Genomic DNA, 15648 nt, shown 5'->3' on the forward strand with positions numbered 1-15648 from the left:
TCACACTCCTAAAATTCTAAGTATCCAAGCTGTAGGAATATCAATTATTTTTATCCCTATAAAAGGTGCTATCATACCACCTAAACCATAAATACTCAAATTTCTTAAAAGCAAATGCTCGCTTTTCATAGGCTTAAATTTAACTCCACGCATAGCAATAGGTATGAGCAAAGGTATAATAATAGCATTAAAAATAAGTGCTGATAAAATAGCACTTTGCGGGGTAGTCAAATGCATAATATTTAAAATTTGCATTTGAGGTAAAACCACACTAAACATAGCAGGTAAAATAGCAAAATACTTAGCAATATCATTTGCCATGCTAAAAGTTGTAAGACTACCCCTAGTAATAAGCAAACCTTTTCCTATTTCAACTACTTCTAAAATTTTAGTAGGATTAGAATCAAGATCTATCATATTGGCTGCTTCTTTGGCTGCTTGAGTTCCTGAGTTCATAGCTATACCTACATCAGCTTGCGCAAGAGCTGGAGCATCATTGGTTCCATCTCCTGTCATGGCTACTATCTTACCTTGAGCTTGTTCTTTTTTAATGGCTTCTATTTTATCTTCAGGCTTGCATTCTGCTATAAATCCATCAAGCCCTGCTTCTTTAGCTATAGTAGCTGCTGTTAAAGGATTATCTCCGGTACACATTAAAGTTTTTATGCCCATTTTTCTAAGCTCATCAAAGCGCTCTTTAAGTCCTGGTTTTACTGTATCCTTTAGATAAATTACTCCTAAAATTTTTTCATTTTTACACACTACCAAAGGAGTGCCACCAAGATTTGAAATTTCCATTACCTTAGTTTCTAAATCGCTAGGAATTTTTCCATTCATTTCGCTTATATAAGCTCTTATAGCATCAAAAGCACCTTTGCAAATTTTTGTATTATCTTGCAAATCCACACCGCTCATTCTATTTTGAGCGCTAAATTCGATAAATTCTTTAATATCATTACCTTCTAATTCATAACCCATTTTTTGAGCCAATGCAACTATACTTTTACCTTCTGGAGTTTCATCTTTTAAAGAGGATAAAACACAAGCTTTAATCATTTCGTCTTTGCTTATACCTTGGACTTCATAAAATTCATTTGCCAAACGGTTTCCAAAAGTAATCGTTCCCGTTTTATCTAAAATCATAGTATCAACATCACCACAACTTTCAACAGCCTTGCCTGAAAGTGCGATCACATTAAAACGCGTTACCCTGTCCATACCTGCTATTCCTATAGCTGATAAAAGCCCCCCTATAGTTGTAGGAATAAGACATACAAGCAATGCTACTAACCACGAAATAGGCAAACTCACGCCTAAAAATTGCATAAAAGGATATAAACTTACAACCACTACTAGAAAACTCAAACTAAGCACAATTAAAAGAGTATTAAGAGCAATTTCATTTGGAGTTTTTTGACGCGCAGCACCTTCTACAAGATTGATCATTTTATCTAAAAAACTTTCCCCAGATCCAACTAAAATTTTAATCTTTAAAAAATCAGTTAAAACCGTAGTCCCACCTGTAACAGAAGAAAAATCACCGCCCGCTTCACGCATAACAGGAGCACTTTCACCTGTAATAGCTGATTCATCAACACTTGCAGCACCTTCTATAATTTCTCCATCATTAGGTATAAGTTCACCTGCTTTAACTAAAACTATATCACCTATTTTTAACTCGCTAGAATTAAGCATTTCTTCACTGCCATCACTTTTTATGCGTCTAGCTTTAGAATCCTTTTTACTTTGTCTTAAGGTAGCTGCTTGGGCTTTACCCCTTCCTTCTGCAATACTTTCTGCAAAATTTGCAAAAAGCAAGGTTACAAATAAAATAAAAGTGATTAAGATGTTATAAATTCTTTCATCAGAATTTCCATTAAACAAAGTAGGAAAAATACTTAAAATCAAAGTAAGAATCAATCCAACTTCCACCATAAACATAACAGGATTTTTTATCATAAAGCGTGGATCAAATTTTAAAAATGCTCCTTTTATGGCATTATTTAAAATTTCTTTTGTAATGAGTTTATTTTGTTTTTTAGACATTGACTCTCCTTAATGCCATAAAGATAAATATTCTGCAACGCTTGATAAAGTAAGCACTGGAAAAAAAGTAAGTGCAGCAAAAATATATATAATACAAACAAGCACAAACATAAAAGTTAAATTATCCGTTTTTAAAGAATTTGCAGTATTTTCTTGTGTATTTTTAGCCAAAAGCGATCCAGCTATAGCAAGCTGAGCTATTAAAACCAAATAACGCCCACAAAACATAGCAAAAGCTGTACTTAAATTCCAAAATAAATTATCATCTTTTAAACCTTCAAGTCCTGAACCATTATTTGCTGCCGAAGAACTAAATTCATACAAAATTTGAGCCAAGCCATGAAAGCTAGGATTGCTTATACTATCTTTTGCAAAAACAACAGCTAATGCACTTAAAACAAGGATTAATAAAGGATGGATAAGAATTACCAAAGCTATAAGCTTCATTTGTGCGCTTTCTATTTTTTTACCCAAGAATTCTGGAGTTCTGCCTATCATTAATGCACAAATAAACACGGTTAAAAGCACATAAATAATCATATTCATAAGCCCTACTCCTTCACCACCAAAAGCTACATTTAACATCATATTTAACAAAGTAGCACTGATGCTTAAAGGATTTAAACTATCGTGCATATTATTGACGCTTCCTGTAGTAAAAGCAGTAGTTACAGCACTAAATAAACTCGAACCATCTGTGCCAAATCTTATTTCTTTACCTTCTAAATTTCCCAAATTTGCATTTAAACCCAAAGAATCCAAATTTGGATTTGACATTTTTTCGCTAAAATAAATTAAAAGCAAAGAAATGATAAAAATAATCCCCATTGCACCAAAAATAACTCCCCCTTCTTTTCCCATAAGAGCAAAACCTTGTCTTTCTTTTCTATGATAAACCATCAATCCAAAAGCTACAACACAGGCACTAGGAATAAGCATCATGGATAAAATTTGTAAAAAATTTGTAAGTGAAGTAGGATTTTCAAAAGGCATGCTTGAATTAGCACCAAAAAAACCACCCCCATTTGTCCCTAAATGTTTTATAGACTCAAGAGCTGCAACAGGACCTGTGGCAATACTTTGAAATTTATTTTCTAAAGTAAGCACGCTAAAATTTGCGTGATAGTTTTGCACTACGCCTTCAGAGATAAAAATTACAGCCAAAATAAAACTTAAAGGCAACATCAAACGCGTAATAATACGCGTAAAATCTTCATAAAAATTTCCCATTTGCATGCCACATAAAGCACGACAAAAAGCCATACAAGCAGAATATCCACTTGCACTTGAAACAAACATAGCAAGTAAAATGCCTGTATTTTGCGAAAGCAAACTTAAAGCACTCTCTCCACTATAATGCTGAAGGTTTGTATTTGTAATAAAACTAATTACAGTATTTAAATTCAAATCCCCTTTCATAGAATTTATCGAATTGGGATTTAAAAAAAGTTTATCTTGCAAATAAAAAATCACGAAAGAAAAAATAGCCACTAAGGCATTAAAAGCAATTAAATGCAAAGAATATTTTTGCCAAGTCATATTTTTTCTATCAATCGCACAAATTTTATAAATTAAGTTATCAATTGGATTAAAAATAAAATCAAAAATAGTTTTTTTACAGCTTGCAATTTTATAAAGATAATTTCCAAAAATTAAAGCTAATATAAAAGCTATAATCAGTGTTATTAAAATTTCTAGCATATTTTTCCTTTAAAATTTTTCAGGATACAATAGAGCATAAAATAAATAAAGAGCAAGTATTAAGCTTAAAACTAGTAAAAATATCATCCGCGTGTCCTAGTTTGAATTTCACAAAAACGGATAAAAAACCATAAACTACCAAAAGCTAAAAGCAGAAGCAAAGCAAAGATAACATCCATAGGATAGCCCTTTCTCATTGATTCAAAATAGGATTTATTCTATCCTTGTTAAGCTTATATTTTGATTAATACTAATTTTATGATTTATTTATAATTTTTATCTATATTAAATAAAAAGACAAATGAAAAATTTAGCAGGAAAAATCCTGCTAAAAATTGTTAAAGATAACCCGCTGCCATAGCAATAAAATATCCTGCTATACAAGAAGTGATTACACCTATAAGACCTGGTAAAATAAAACTATGATTGATAACAAATTTACCGATGTGAGTAGTACCCGATCTGTCAAATTGTATAGTAGCTAAATCGCTTGGATAAGTTGGTAAAATATAATACCCATAACAAGCAGCCGCAAAGGCAACAATTACACCAGGTTCAACACCAATTCCTAAAGCCAAAGGAACAAAAGCCGAAATAGCTGCTGCTTGGGAGTTTACAAATTTTGAAATTAAAAGAAGCATTACAGCATAAGTCCAAGGATGCTCTTTTACTATATCCCCAAGCGCTGCTTTCATCATAGGAGTGTGAACTGCAAACATAGTATCAGCCATCCAAGAAATTCCAAAAACCGCAACAAGCGCTATCATACCTGATTTAAAAATTTCATTAGAGCCGATTTTCTTTGCATCTGTTTTAGTAAAGATGATAATCAAAGAACCTGCTAAAAGCATAAACATCTGAATAACTGAAACCATGGATAAAACATCCATTTTAGGGTTACCTAAAGCATCTACTTGAGGAATGCCATTTTTTACAACTTGTCCCCAGTTTGGACGCAAAAAATCAAATACACCCAATAAAGCTACCAAAGCAATAGCTCCTAAGAAAATCCACATTGCAACCCAATTGCTTTTTGGAAGTTTAACACCTAAAAGTGTTTTAGAATCCCCATAAACATATTTTTTAAATTCAGGATCTTTAAGTTTTTCTTGAAATACTTCATCTTTATCCAAATCTTTTCCTCTAAACCAAGAAAAAATTCCTATACACAATACACCAAATAATGTACTAGGTATGGTAATTTGAAGAAGATTGATATAACCATCAAAACCTGCTAATTTATGATTAGCATTTAAAAGCAAAGCAGTCAAACTCACAACAGCCACAGATACAGGAGATGCAATAATACCCATTTGTGATGATATAGAAGCTGCTGCCATTGGACGCTCAGGACGAATACCATTTTTAATCGCTATATCATAAATAATAGGCATAATAGTATAAACCACATGTCCTGTTCCACAAAGTATGGTCAAAAAGCAGGTTACAAAAGGCGCTAATATTGTTAAAAACTTAGGATTGCGTCTTAAAATTCTTTCTGCTATTTGAAGCATAACATCCAAACCACCGCTTGCTTGCAAAGTTGCACTCGCAACCACCACCGCTAAAATTGTAAGCATAACATCTATGGCTGGTTTTCCAGGCTTTATATGAAAAGCAAATACAAGCATTAAAATACCTATACCACCAAGTAAACCAAGCGCTATACCGCCTTTTTTTGCACCGTAAAAAAGACAAATTAAAACGATAATGATTTGGATTGCAAATTGCCCTCCCTCACTAAGGCTTGTTAAAAAGTCCATTTTAACTCCTTTGAAAATTGATATTTAAAAACAGTTATTATTGTATCACATTTTTAAATTAAAGAATAATATTTATAAAAATAAAAATAACAATTTTTTAAATTATTTAAATTAAATTTAAATATAAAACACAAGCGTAATGGGTTTGATAGATTGATAGAATTTTATCCTTCAAGTTCATATATTTTTTTTCTATCTGTAGAGCTTGCTATATTAAGATGTTTGCGATATTTTGTAATAGTTCTTCGTCCGATATTGACCTTAAATTCTTCTTTGATTAATTCTAAAATTTTACTATCGCTTAAAGGTTTATTGCGATCTTCATTCTTTACTAAATTTGCCACAAATTCTTTAACACCTACATTTGAAGTCTCTCCCTCTTCATCAAGAGCAAAAGCAAAAAAATCACGCAAGGGAATAAGTCCTCTTTCACAACTTAAATATTTATTTGCCACAGCTCTTGATATAGTCGAAGCATTACGTTCTAAATCAAGTGCTAAATCCTTAAAAGTCATAGGTTTTATCTCTTTTCCCATAAAAAAATCATATTGATATTCTACTATCATAAGCCCTATTTTATAAAGAGTAGCTTTTCTCATCGCTAAAGCATCAACTAAATTTTTTGCTTCTTTGATGTAATGATTTAAAAAATCATGCTCTAAACCATCAGTTTGGATTGAAATTTCAGGATAATAATCATCATTGATTTTTACTTTAATTTCACCATTTTCTTTATAAACAAAAATATCAGGAACAATTATACGAGAATCTTCAAAATATTCCAAAAAAGGAGGAGTGCTAAAACGCTTAAGTACAGCTAATGCTTCTTTATATAAAGGCTCTTTGGTATAGTTTTGTATATTTTCAAAATCCATAATCAACATTCTACAAAATTCATCAATATCTTCATCTAATTCCATATTTTCAAGAGCAAATAAAAATGCTTCTTTATAATCTTTAGCTCCCACTCCTACAGGATCTAAAAATTTAAATCTTGTTCTTACTCGCTCAATTTCTTCTAAGGAATACTCTTTTAAAAATTCTTCATCGTATTCAAAATATCCTTCCTCATTTAAGCATTCTATAATTTTTTTTGCAAGTTCTTGAGATTTGTTTGTAGGAAACAAAGGAGAAAGAATCTGTTCATTTAAAAGCTCATAAACACTTTTTTTGGCAAGTCCTTTACTATCCACAAAAGCCGAATTTACATTATGTTTATAAAATGAATCAAAATAATTCTTACCCTTATCATGAGTTTGTATCGAATCTTGAATATTTAAGAAAGGATTATCCTCAGCAAATTTATCTAAATTTTCTTTTAAATCCTCTATGTTTGCTTGTAAAATCGGTAACCAAGAGCGTAAAGTTTGAGAAATTTTAGTCTTGGGTGCTTGGGTGATTTTTTGCTTTAACATCAATCAAGGAGTTTAAACTCCGCTCCTAAATAATACTTTTTCACGTCTTTATTGGTTGCAATTTCATCAGCATTCCCACTAGCAAGCAAAGAACCTGATCTTATAACATAAGCTCTATCACAAATAGCCAAAGTCTCACGCACATTATGATCGGTAATTAAAACCCCAATCCCTAATCTTTTAAGCTCTTTAATTAAAGTTTGAATTTCAGCCACTGCTATAGGATCAACACCTGCAAAAGGCTCATCAAGAAGCAAAAACTTAGGTTCGCACATCAAGCTTCTAGCGATCTCGCAACGCCTTCTTTCACCTCCACTTAAACTTAAACCTTTCCTTAAACGAATAGGTTCTATACTTAAAAGTTCAAGCATTTGCTCAACTTTATCATGTAAAATTTTTTTATCTTTATAAAAAATCTGAGCCGCTAAAAGCAGGTTATCTTCTACACTTAAATCCTTAAAAATACTACTTTCTTGAGGTAGATAACCTATCCCTGATCTAGCTCTTTTATTTAAAGGATCTTTTGTTACATCCAAACCATCTAAAAGAACTTTTCCACTACTTGGAGAAATAAGTCCACATATCATATAAAAAGTTGTTGTTTTTCCTGCACCATTTGGCCCTAAAAGTCCTACAACTTCTCCGCTATTAACCTCTAAAGAAATTCCATGTATAATCTTAGTTTTTTTAATAATTTTTTCCAAATTTACAATTTCTAATTTACTCATAAATTTCATACTTTCTTTTGTCGTCTTTAATGCTAATTTTAATCTGGATAGTAGAAATTCCAAATTTCATTAAAGCTTTTTTCAAATTTTCACCGCCCCATTCAACCAAATGTAAACCTTTTTCAAAAAAATTTTCAAATAAACCATTTGCTAAAAGTCCTTCTAAACCTTCTTGATAAATATCATAATGATAAATGCAAATATCATGATTTTCATATTTTTGCATAGTGGAAAAAGTTGGAGAATCTACCCTTGCATCGAGACCAAGAAATTTAACCCAAGCTTGCACCAAGCTTGTTTTTCCGCTAGCCAAATCTCCTTGAAGCAAAACAACACCTTCTTTAGGCATTATTTGAAGCATCGTTTTGATCTCATCTTTTGCTAAAATAAATTCTTTCATAATTTTACCACATATTCATTTTGCGCGTTTTTAGGAATGCTTTTCGTACTAGGTAGAGCTAGTACTTTATATTTTTGAGTGTATTCAGTAAAATGTAAAGTGATAATATCACCCACCTTAACCTCTTTACTCGCTTTAACAATAACGCCATTAATCCCTACTACACCACTTTTACACATATCTTCAGAAATAGCTCTTCTTTTCGTGATATTAACTACGTTTAAAAATTTATCTACTCTCATAAAAGCAATTTTAGCAAAAAAAATCAATTTTTGGAACAAAATTTGCTTACGCCTTTGCTTTATTTTTTAAGAAAATAGCAAGTAAAAACTTTTCTTTAATGAAATTTGGATACAATTTCATAATTTTCAAAATCTATTTTAACAAAGGATATCTTATGAAAAATGAAGTAAAAAAAGTGGTTTTAGCGTATTCTGGAGGGCTTGATACGAGCATTATTTTAAAATGGCTTCAAGATGAATATAATTGTGAAGTTGTAACTTTTACAGCAGATATTGGTCAAGGCGAAGAACTTGAACCTGCAAGAAAAAAAGCCCTTTCTTTAGGCATAAAAGAAGAAAATATTTTCATTAAAGATTTAAGAGATGAATTTGTTAAAGATTATGTATTTCCTATGTTTAGAGCCAATGCGATTTATGAAGGAGAGTATCTTTTAGGAACAAGCATAGCAAGACCACTTATAGCAAAAACTCAAGCACAAATTGCTCTGCAAACAGGTGCTGATGCGGTAAGTCATGGCGCCACAGGCAAAGGAAATGATCAAGTGCGTTTTGAACTTGGTTATTTTGCTTTTAACCCAAATTTAAAAATCATCGCTCCATGGCGTGAGTGGGATTTAAACAGTCGTGAAAAACTCCTTGCTTATGCGCAAAAACACGGCATTGATATTTCTAAGAAAAAAGGAAAATCCCCTTATTCTATGGATGCAAATTTACTTCATATTTCTTATGAAGGACTTGTTTTAGAAGATCCTGCACACGCACCTCAAGAAGATATGTGGAGATGGAGTAAAAGTCCAAAAGACGCTCCAAATGAAAGTGAAATTATAGAACTTGATTTCCAAAAGGGAGATTTAGTAGCGATAAATGGAGAAAAACTAAGCCCTGCAGGACTTTTAACCAAGCTTAACGAACTAGGCTGCAAACACGGTATAGGACGCCTTGATATAGTAGAAAATCGCTATGTAGGAATGAAAAGCCGTGGTTGTTACGAAACTCCAGGAGGTACCATACTTTTAAAAGCACACAGAGCTCTTGAAAGCATCACGCTTGATAGAGAAGCAGCACACTTAAAAGATGAACTCATGCCAAAATACGCAAGTTTAATTTATAATGGCTATTGGTTCTCGCCTGAAAGAATGATGCTTCAGGCCTTAATCGATGAGTCGCAAATTCATGCTAATGGTAGAGTAAAACTCGAGCTTTATAAAGGCAATGTAATGGTTATAGGACGCGAAAGTGCGAACGATAGCTTGTTTAATGCAGCTTATTGCACTTTTGAAGAAGATGAAGTGTATAATCAAAAAGATGCAGCAGGCTTTATCAAGCTTAATGCTTTGCGTTTTATCATTGCAGGAAAAAATGGAAGAAAATTTTAATAAAGGAATAAAATGAAAGTATTATTAATCAAAGATGTAAAAGCACTTGGAAAAGCAGGAGAAATAAAAGAAGTAAAAGACGGTTACGGACATAATTTCTTAATCGCTAAAGGCTTTGCTAAAGCAGCTACTAATGAAGTTTTAAGAAAATACGAAAGCGATAAGAAAAAAGAGGCTGAAAATTTACGCTTTGAAATCGCAAATTTAGAAAAACTCAAAGAAGAACTTAGCAAAATCACTCTTGAAATTTCAAAACCCGTAGGTGCAAATGGAAGTTTGTTTGGTGGTGTAACCAAAGATGAAATCGCTCATGCCCTAAAAGAACAAAGCCATATAGAAATCGATAAAAAAAGCTTAGAATGCGACACCTTAAAAAGCTTAGGAATCCACGAAGTAAGCGTAAAACTTGGACACGCAATCCATGCTAAATTTAACATAAATATAAAGGCAGAATAATGTTTCACGCAACAACGATTTTAGCTTACAAAGGTAAAAATAAATCCGTAATCGGCGGAGATGGACAAGTAAGCTTTGGAAATACGGTGCTAAAAGGCAATGCTGTAAAGATTAGAAAACTTAATAATGGAAAAGTTTTAGCAGGTTTTGCAGGATCAACAGCTGATGCTTTTAATCTTTTTGATATGTTTGAAAATCTCCTTCAAAGTTCTAAAGGCGATCTTTTAAAAGCAGCGATTGACTTTTCTAAAGAATGGAGAAAAGACAAATACCTAAGAAAACTTGAAGCCATGATGCTTGTACTTGATAGAAATCACATTTTTCTACTTTCTGGTACAGGCGATGTGGTCGAACCTGAAGATGGGCAAATCGCAGCTATAGGAAGTGGTGGAAACTATGCACTTTCAGCTGCTAGAGCCTTAGCAAAACATGCCAATTTAGATGAAGAAGAACTTGTAAAATCAAGCCTTCAAATCGCAGGTGAAATTTGCATTTATACTAATACCAATATCAAAACTTATGTAATCGAGGATGAGAAATGAATCTAACTCCAAAAGAAATTGTTAAATTTTTAGATGATTATGTTATAGGACAAAAAAAAGCTAAAAAAATCATAGCTATAGCTTTAAGAAATCGCTACCGCAGAATGCAACTTAGCCCTGAGTTGCAAGATGATATCGTGCCTAAAAATATCTTAATGATAGGTTCTACAGGTGTGGGAAAAACAGAAATCGCTAGGCGTTTAGCTAAAATGATGGGCTTTCCTTTCATCAAAATCGAAGCGAGTAAATATACTGAAGTAGGTTTTGTAGGTCGTGATGTGGAAAGCATGGTAAGAGATCTTGCCAATGCAGCTTTAAATTTGGTAAAAAATGAGCAAAGAGAAAAAAACAAAGATAAAATCGATGAATTTATAGAAAATAAAATTTTAGAAAAACTTTTACCACCTTTACCAAAGGGTATCAGCGATGAAAAACAAGAAGAATATAAAAACAGTCTTGAAAAAATGAGAACTAAACTAAGAAATGGCGATCTTGATGAAAGCACCATAGAGATAGAAATTTCACAAAATATGTTTGATACCAATCCTAACCTACCTCCTGAAATGGGTGCAATGCAAGATATAGTTAAGGTTATAGGCGTTGGCAGTAAAAAAGTCAAAAAAGAAATGAAAATCAAAGACGCTAAAAATGCTTTAAAAAACGAAGCAGGAGAAAAAATCCTAGATCAAGAAAGTATCAAAAGCGAAGCCTTAAAAAGAGCGGAAAATGAAGGTATTATTTTTATTGATGAAATCGATAAAATCGCTGTTTCAAGCGGGAATTCAAACCGCCAAGATCCAAGTAAAGAAGGGGTGCAAAGAGACTTACTTCCTATAGTCGAGGGATCAAATGTACAAACAAAAATAGGTACTTTAAAAACCGATCATATTCTTTTTATCGCTGCAGGGGCTTTTCATCTTAGCAAACCAAGTGATCTTATCCCTGAACTTCAGGGACGCTTTCCTTTAAGAGTGGAATTAGATAGTCTTGATGACAAAGCTCTTTATGAAATTTTAACACGCCCTAAAAATTCACTTTTAAAACAATACTCTCAGCTTTTAAAAACTGAAAATTTAGAACTTGAATTTGATGATGAAGCCATTAAAGAAATAGCAAAAATAGCTTCAAGAGCCAATGAAGAAATGCAAGATATAGGTGCTAGACGCTTGCATACTGTGATAGAAAAATTACTTGAAGATTTAAGCTTTGAAGCTGATGAGTATGCAGGTAAAAAATTCGTAGTGGATAAAAAAATGGTAGAAGAAAAACTCGGAGATATCATAGAAAATAAAGATCTTGCAAGGTATATTTTGTGAAAAGTGGCTTTGTTAGTATCATAGGGCGTACTAATGCAGGAAAAAGTACTTTAATCAATTCCTTATTAGAAGAAAAAATCGCCCTAGTTTCTCACAAACAAAACGCCACAAGACGTAAAATCAAAGCCATAGTGATGCATGAAAAAAATCAAATCATTTTCATCGATACCCCAGGACTTCACGAAAGCGGTACTACGCTTAATCAACTGCTTGTCCAAAGTGCTATTAAATCTATAGGGGATTGTGATGTGATTTTATTTGTGGCGAGTGTTTTTGATAGTACAAAAGACTATGAAAATTTTCTTAGTCTAAACCCACAAGTACCACATATCATCGCTTTAAATAAAGTAGATTTAACCGACAATGCTACACTTTTAAAAAAACTTAGCGAATATGCAAAATTTAGCCAACATTTTAAAGCTATCATTCCTTATTCTTCTAAGAAAAAAAGCTATAAAAAAGGCTTGTTAGATGAGATAGTAAAATATCTTGACGAACATGAATATTTTTATGATCCTGAATTTTTAAGTGCGAGTAGCGAAAAAGAACTTTATAGAGATTTCATACTTGAAAGTATTTATGAAAATTTAAGCGATGAGCTTCCCTATAGTAGCGAAGTGCTTATCAATCGCACCAAAGACACGCCTAATCTTTTAATCCTAGAAGCCAATATCATCACAGATACAAACTCTCACAAGGGTATGCTTATAGGAAAAGAAGGGGCAACTTTAAAAAGAATAGGCAAAGATGCACGCTTTAAAATTTCAAAACTTGCACAAAAAAAAGTACTTTTAAAGCTTTTCGTAACAGTGAAAAAAAACTGGCAAAAAGATGAAGAATTTTTAAAAAAACTTTTAAATGATGAAAATTAATTCATTAAATAAAATAAATTTTATAAAATCTACAGATTTGCTTTATGCTCAAAGAACAGGAATATCCAAAGAAGATGAACTTTTTAACAATTTAACTGCAGATTTTAAGCTAAGCAAACCCTTTGACTACCAAATAGCTTTTTTTAAACATAATGAAATTTATCATTGTTTTTTAGCGCCTGTTTACAAATTGAAAAAAAGTCGTTTTTGCTTTCCTGAGCCTTTAATTTTTCAAGCTTTGTTTGATGAAAGATTTATTGAGGAAAGTGATTATTGTGTTTTAAATTTATATGATCAAACTTTATATTTATATTTTTACCAAGAGGGAAAATTTATCAATCTTAAAAAAATCGAAAATTTCAACCCAAGTAATATGGATTTATTTTTTAAACAAAATCGATTTATAGAACTTTTAAAACACTATGAAAGCAAATTGCTACTTTATCAGGATTTGGATACAATCAAACATTACTTCTCATCTCAAATAAAATGTTTAAATCTAAATGATATTCTTGATAAAAATAGTTTATTGAAATTAAGTTCATATAGTATAAAAAATCTAGATCAAAATTGTAATTTTATCAAGCATAATAAAATAAAAATATCTATTTCTTTTAAAATTATATTAATATTTATTTTTAGCTTTAGTCTTAGTATGATGATTTTATTATTTAAAGATTTTATAGAATACAAACAAAATAAGGAAATTCAAAATAAAAATTTTATCATACAAGAAGAAATTTCTAAACTAAAACAAGATAAGCAAAAATTATTAACAAACATACAAGATTTAAACTTTACTCTTTCTAATAAAATATCATCTACACAACAACAATTTCATATTTTATCCACCATAACAAAAGAAATCAATTTAGACAAAAATAAAGCAATCATTCTAAATCAAATCATATCATGGCTTAACTCCAATGAACTTAAAATCACAAATCTTGAATTTAAACAAACAAAAATCATTCTTTCTTTTATCGATGAAAACCACTTTAAAAGAGCATTAGAAAATCTAAATTCTGCTTTTAAAATTCTTGATAAAAATGAAGAAACATTGAATATCATATTAGAAGTCATACATGAATAAAATAGAAGTATTTTTGCAGAATTTAAATCCTAGGGAAAAATTTCTTTTTATTTCTTTTATCTGCCTTTGTGCTTTGTTTTTAGCTTTTAAAATTCACGATCACTTTTTGGAAGATATTTTTCAAAAAACATTAATAGAACATAATTACCTTGCATTAAATGAAGCAAAAATAGAAAATTCACATCTTAAAGAAATAGAGACAAAGCTAACAAAACAGATAAAAACAGAGGAAGAAAAATTAAAATACTATAAAGAAAAATTACATTTATTTTCTTATGATAAAGATTTTTTCAATAAAAAGATCAATAATTTATCCAAAAATTTAACCATTAATGAAATAAAATTTTCCCAAGAAAACAAAAATTTTATCCACTATAATTATGTTTCTCTAAGTTTAAATGGCAACTTTAAAGACTTGCTCAATTTTATACAAAATTTAGAAAATCTTCCTATAGCTTTAAAAATTGATAAAATAAAACTATACAATACACAGGGTTTGAAATTAAAGCTTGATTTAATGTTTAAATTTGTTAATTGATAATAATGTTAAAATGTTATATTTTTAAATATTATTATAAAAAATATTTAAAAATATTGGAATTTAATTATTTTTCTATTGCTATTAGTTAAAATATTTTAAGCACAAAAAAGAAAAGTATTGGGAAGTGACTAAGCAAGAAATACAAAAACTTAATACAAATTTCCTAGGTCATCCCAAGCCTTTATTCTCTCTATCAATGGTAGAACTTTGGGAAAGATTTGCTTTTTATGGCAACAACCGGACTTGGAATAAACACTGAATGCGCCTTGGCAATTTATGGCATTTTTATAGGGTACTTGTATTTAGCAGCACTTCCTAGAGGCTGAATTACTGATAATTATTTAGGACAAAAAGGCTTTTTATTTCTAGGTTCTTTTATTATAGCTTTAGGACATATTAGCATAGCCTTATCTCAAGTGCATCTATATTTTTCCTAGGGCTTACTTTTATCGTTGTTGGTACTGGATTTTTAAAACTAGCGCTTCTGTAACAGTTGGAATGTTATATAAAAGCAAAATGATACAAGATCCAATACTAGCCATACGATTTTTTATATAGGAATTAACATTGGAGCATTCATTGCTCCTCTTATATGTGGTTTTGTTCAAGCAAAATGGAATTATCATTTAGGATTTAGCATAGGAGGTTTAGGTATACTAATCTCTTTGCTTATTTTACATTTTAAAGCTGCCCCCTGAGCTTGAAGAATTTCATAAAAATTGCACCTTAAAGCAAAGCTGGGAACAACCATTTAAAAAAAGTAAAAATTTAACTCTTATACTAAGTATAAACTTGTTAAATATTATTGGATTTTTTCTAATTTTTATTAATCTTATAGATATTAATCTCATAATACTATCAAAAAAACTTCTAATTGTAATTTTGCTATGTTTGGTAAATTTATTTCATATGTCTTTTTGTTTTTAAAGCCTTAAATAAAAGAGAGAAGCAACAATTAACAATTTTAATTGCCTTATTCTTTGCAGCCACTTTTTTGGAGTACTTTTGAACAAAAACCTACTGCTTATAATCTTTTTTTGCGCAAGATTTTACAAATAGAAATATTTTTGATTGGAAAATTCCAACAAACTGGTTTCAATCTTTTAATCCAATTTTTATCATCATACTTGCTCCTATAGCAAGTTATATTTAGATAT

Annotated in this window: 15 protein-coding genes and 1 pseudogene; 8 read left to right on the forward strand and 8 right to left on the reverse strand. The window is 30.9% G+C overall.

All coding sequences use genetic code 11. From position 1 onward, the window contains the following. The 8 genes and pseudogenes from kdpB to AJ884_RS03325 form a co-directional block, all read right to left on the reverse strand. On the reverse strand, nucleotides 1-2046 hold the full coding sequence (kdpB, locus tag AJ884_RS03295) for a potassium-transporting ATPase subunit KdpB (protein WP_070286439.1): 2046 nt from the start codon (nucleotides 2044-2046) through the stop codon (nucleotides 1-3). A 9-nt stretch (nucleotides 2047-2055) separates the two neighbouring features. Then, on the reverse strand, nucleotides 2056-3747 hold the full coding sequence (kdpA, locus tag AJ884_RS03300) for a potassium-transporting ATPase subunit KdpA (protein WP_002861365.1): 1692 nt from the start codon (nucleotides 3745-3747) through the stop codon (nucleotides 2056-2058). A gap of 9 nt (nucleotides 3748-3756) precedes the next feature. Continuing rightward, a pseudogene (gene kdpF, locus AJ884_RS09585) lies at nucleotides 3757-3944 on the reverse strand (K(+)-transporting ATPase subunit F). Nucleotides 3945-4085: 141 nt separating this feature from the next. Further along, nucleotides 4086-5510 carry an anaerobic C4-dicarboxylate transporter gene (locus AJ884_RS03305; protein ID WP_002856715.1) on the reverse strand — a complete coding sequence of 475 codons (1425 nt, stop codon included), beginning with the start codon at nucleotides 5508-5510 and terminating at the stop codon, nucleotides 4086-4088. 164 nt (nucleotides 5511-5674) lie between these two features. Further along, complete coding sequence (locus AJ884_RS03310; protein ID WP_070286440.1) at nucleotides 5675-6925, reverse strand: RNA polymerase factor sigma-54; 1251 nt, start codon at nucleotides 6923-6925, stop codon at nucleotides 5675-5677. Then, nucleotides 6925-7653: an LPS export ABC transporter ATP-binding protein gene (lptB, locus tag AJ884_RS03315; RefSeq protein WP_002855252.1), complete on the reverse strand. Its 729-nt coding sequence runs from the start codon at nucleotides 7651-7653 to the stop codon at nucleotides 6925-6927. Before lptB ends, AJ884_RS03310 begins: the two co-directional genes overlap by 1 nt. Continuing rightward, nucleotides 7646-8053 (reverse strand): tRNA (adenosine(37)-N6)-threonylcarbamoyltransferase complex ATPase subunit type 1 TsaE, encoded by a 408-nt coding sequence (gene tsaE, locus AJ884_RS03320; RefSeq protein WP_070286441.1) that lies wholly within the window; start codon nucleotides 8051-8053, stop codon nucleotides 7646-7648. The genes lptB and tsaE overlap by 8 nt, the downstream gene beginning before the upstream one ends. Beyond that, nucleotides 8050-8295, reverse strand: coding sequence for an RNA-binding S4 domain-containing protein (locus tag AJ884_RS03325; RefSeq protein WP_002864726.1), 246 nt, complete (start codon nucleotides 8293-8295; stop codon nucleotides 8050-8052). Before AJ884_RS03325 ends, tsaE begins: the two co-directional genes overlap by 4 nt. Nucleotides 8296-8450: 155 nt before the next feature. On the opposite strand from AJ884_RS03325, the gene AJ884_RS03330 reads away from it, so the two are divergent. The 8 genes from AJ884_RS03330 (at nucleotide 8451) to AJ884_RS10070 (ending at nucleotide 15189) form a co-directional block, all read left to right on the forward strand. Then, on the forward strand, nucleotides 8451-9671 hold the full coding sequence (locus AJ884_RS03330) for an argininosuccinate synthase (RefSeq protein WP_070286442.1): 1221 nt from the start codon (nucleotides 8451-8453) through the stop codon (nucleotides 9669-9671). Nucleotides 9672-9683: 12 nt separating this feature from the next. Further along, on the forward strand, nucleotides 9684-10127 hold the full coding sequence (rplI, locus tag AJ884_RS03335) for a 50S ribosomal protein L9 (RefSeq protein WP_070286443.1): 444 nt from the start codon (nucleotides 9684-9686) through the stop codon (nucleotides 10125-10127). Beyond that, entirely contained in the window at nucleotides 10127-10669 is a 543-nt protein-coding gene (gene hslV, locus AJ884_RS03340) for an ATP-dependent protease subunit HslV (RefSeq protein WP_002776411.1), read from the forward strand. The genes rplI and hslV overlap by 1 nt, the downstream gene beginning before the upstream one ends. Next, nucleotides 10666-11985 (forward strand): ATP-dependent protease ATPase subunit HslU, encoded by a 1320-nt coding sequence (gene hslU, locus AJ884_RS03345; RefSeq protein WP_002852226.1) that lies wholly within the window; start codon nucleotides 10666-10668, stop codon nucleotides 11983-11985. Before hslV ends, hslU begins: the two co-directional genes overlap by 4 nt. After that, the gene (era, locus tag AJ884_RS03350; protein ID WP_070274946.1) at nucleotides 11982-12857 is read left to right on the forward strand and encodes a GTPase Era; all 876 of its coding nucleotides are present in this window, start codon (nucleotides 11982-11984) and stop codon (nucleotides 12855-12857) included. The genes hslU and era overlap by 4 nt, the downstream gene beginning before the upstream one ends. Continuing rightward, complete coding sequence (locus AJ884_RS03355; RefSeq protein ID WP_074468912.1) at nucleotides 12844-13950, forward strand: hypothetical protein; 1107 nt, start codon at nucleotides 12844-12846, stop codon at nucleotides 13948-13950. Before era ends, AJ884_RS03355 begins: the two co-directional genes overlap by 14 nt. Continuing rightward, nucleotides 13943-14488 (forward strand): hypothetical protein, encoded by a 546-nt coding sequence (locus AJ884_RS03360; RefSeq protein WP_070276204.1) that lies wholly within the window; start codon nucleotides 13943-13945, stop codon nucleotides 14486-14488. The genes AJ884_RS03355 and AJ884_RS03360 overlap by 8 nt, the downstream gene beginning before the upstream one ends. 569 nt (nucleotides 14489-15057) lie before the next feature. Beyond that, nucleotides 15058-15189 carry a hypothetical protein gene (locus tag AJ884_RS10070; protein WP_285895264.1) on the forward strand — a complete coding sequence of 44 codons (132 nt, stop codon included), beginning with the start codon at nucleotides 15058-15060 and terminating at the stop codon, nucleotides 15187-15189. Nucleotides 15190-15648: the final 459 nt, after the last annotated feature.

The organism is Campylobacter sp. BCW_6463 (assembly GCF_001762785.1).
GTDB classification, from domain to species: domain Bacteria; phylum Campylobacterota; class Campylobacteria; order Campylobacterales; family Campylobacteraceae; genus Campylobacter_D; species Campylobacter_D jejuni.

Bases quoted from the DNA above. Each gene is read 5' to 3' on its own strand.
- rplI (WP_070286443.1), top strand. From the start codon at position 9,684: ATGAAAGTATTATTAATCAAAGATGTAAAAGCACTTGGAAAAGCAGGA.
- hslU (WP_002852226.1), top strand. From the start codon at position 10,666: ATGAATCTAACTCCAAAAGAAATTGTTAAATTTTTAGATGATTATGTT.
- AJ884_RS03310 (WP_070286440.1), bottom strand. From the start codon at position 6,925: ATGTTAAAGCAAAAAATCACCCAAGCACCCAAGACTAAAATTTCTCAA.
- AJ884_RS03305 (WP_002856715.1), bottom strand. From the start codon at position 5,510: ATGGACTTTTTAACAAGCCTTAGTGAGGGAGGGCAATTTGCAATCCAA.
- AJ884_RS03355 (WP_074468912.1), top strand. From the start codon at position 12,844: ATGATGAAAATTAATTCATTAAATAAAATAAATTTTATAAAATCTACA.
- hslV (WP_002776411.1), top strand. From the start codon at position 10,127: ATGTTTCACGCAACAACGATTTTAGCTTACAAAGGTAAAAATAAATCC.
- tsaE (WP_070286441.1), bottom strand. From the start codon at position 8,053: ATGAAAGAATTTATTTTAGCAAAAGATGAGATCAAAACGATGCTTCAA.
- AJ884_RS03325 (WP_002864726.1), bottom strand. From the start codon at position 8,295: ATGAGAGTAGATAAATTTTTAAACGTAGTTAATATCACGAAAAGAAGA.
- AJ884_RS03360 (WP_070276204.1), top strand. From the start codon at position 13,943: ATGAATAAAATAGAAGTATTTTTGCAGAATTTAAATCCTAGGGAAAAA.
- lptB (WP_002855252.1), bottom strand. From the start codon at position 7,653: ATGAGTAAATTAGAAATTGTAAATTTGGAAAAAATTATTAAAAAAACT.
- kdpB (WP_070286439.1), bottom strand. From the start codon at position 2,046: ATGTCTAAAAAACAAAATAAACTCATTACAAAAGAAATTTTAAATAAT.
- AJ884_RS03330 (WP_070286442.1), top strand. From the start codon at position 8,451: ATGAAAAATGAAGTAAAAAAAGTGGTTTTAGCGTATTCTGGAGGGCTT.
- kdpA (WP_002861365.1), bottom strand. From the start codon at position 3,747: ATGCTAGAAATTTTAATAACACTGATTATAGCTTTTATATTAGCTTTA.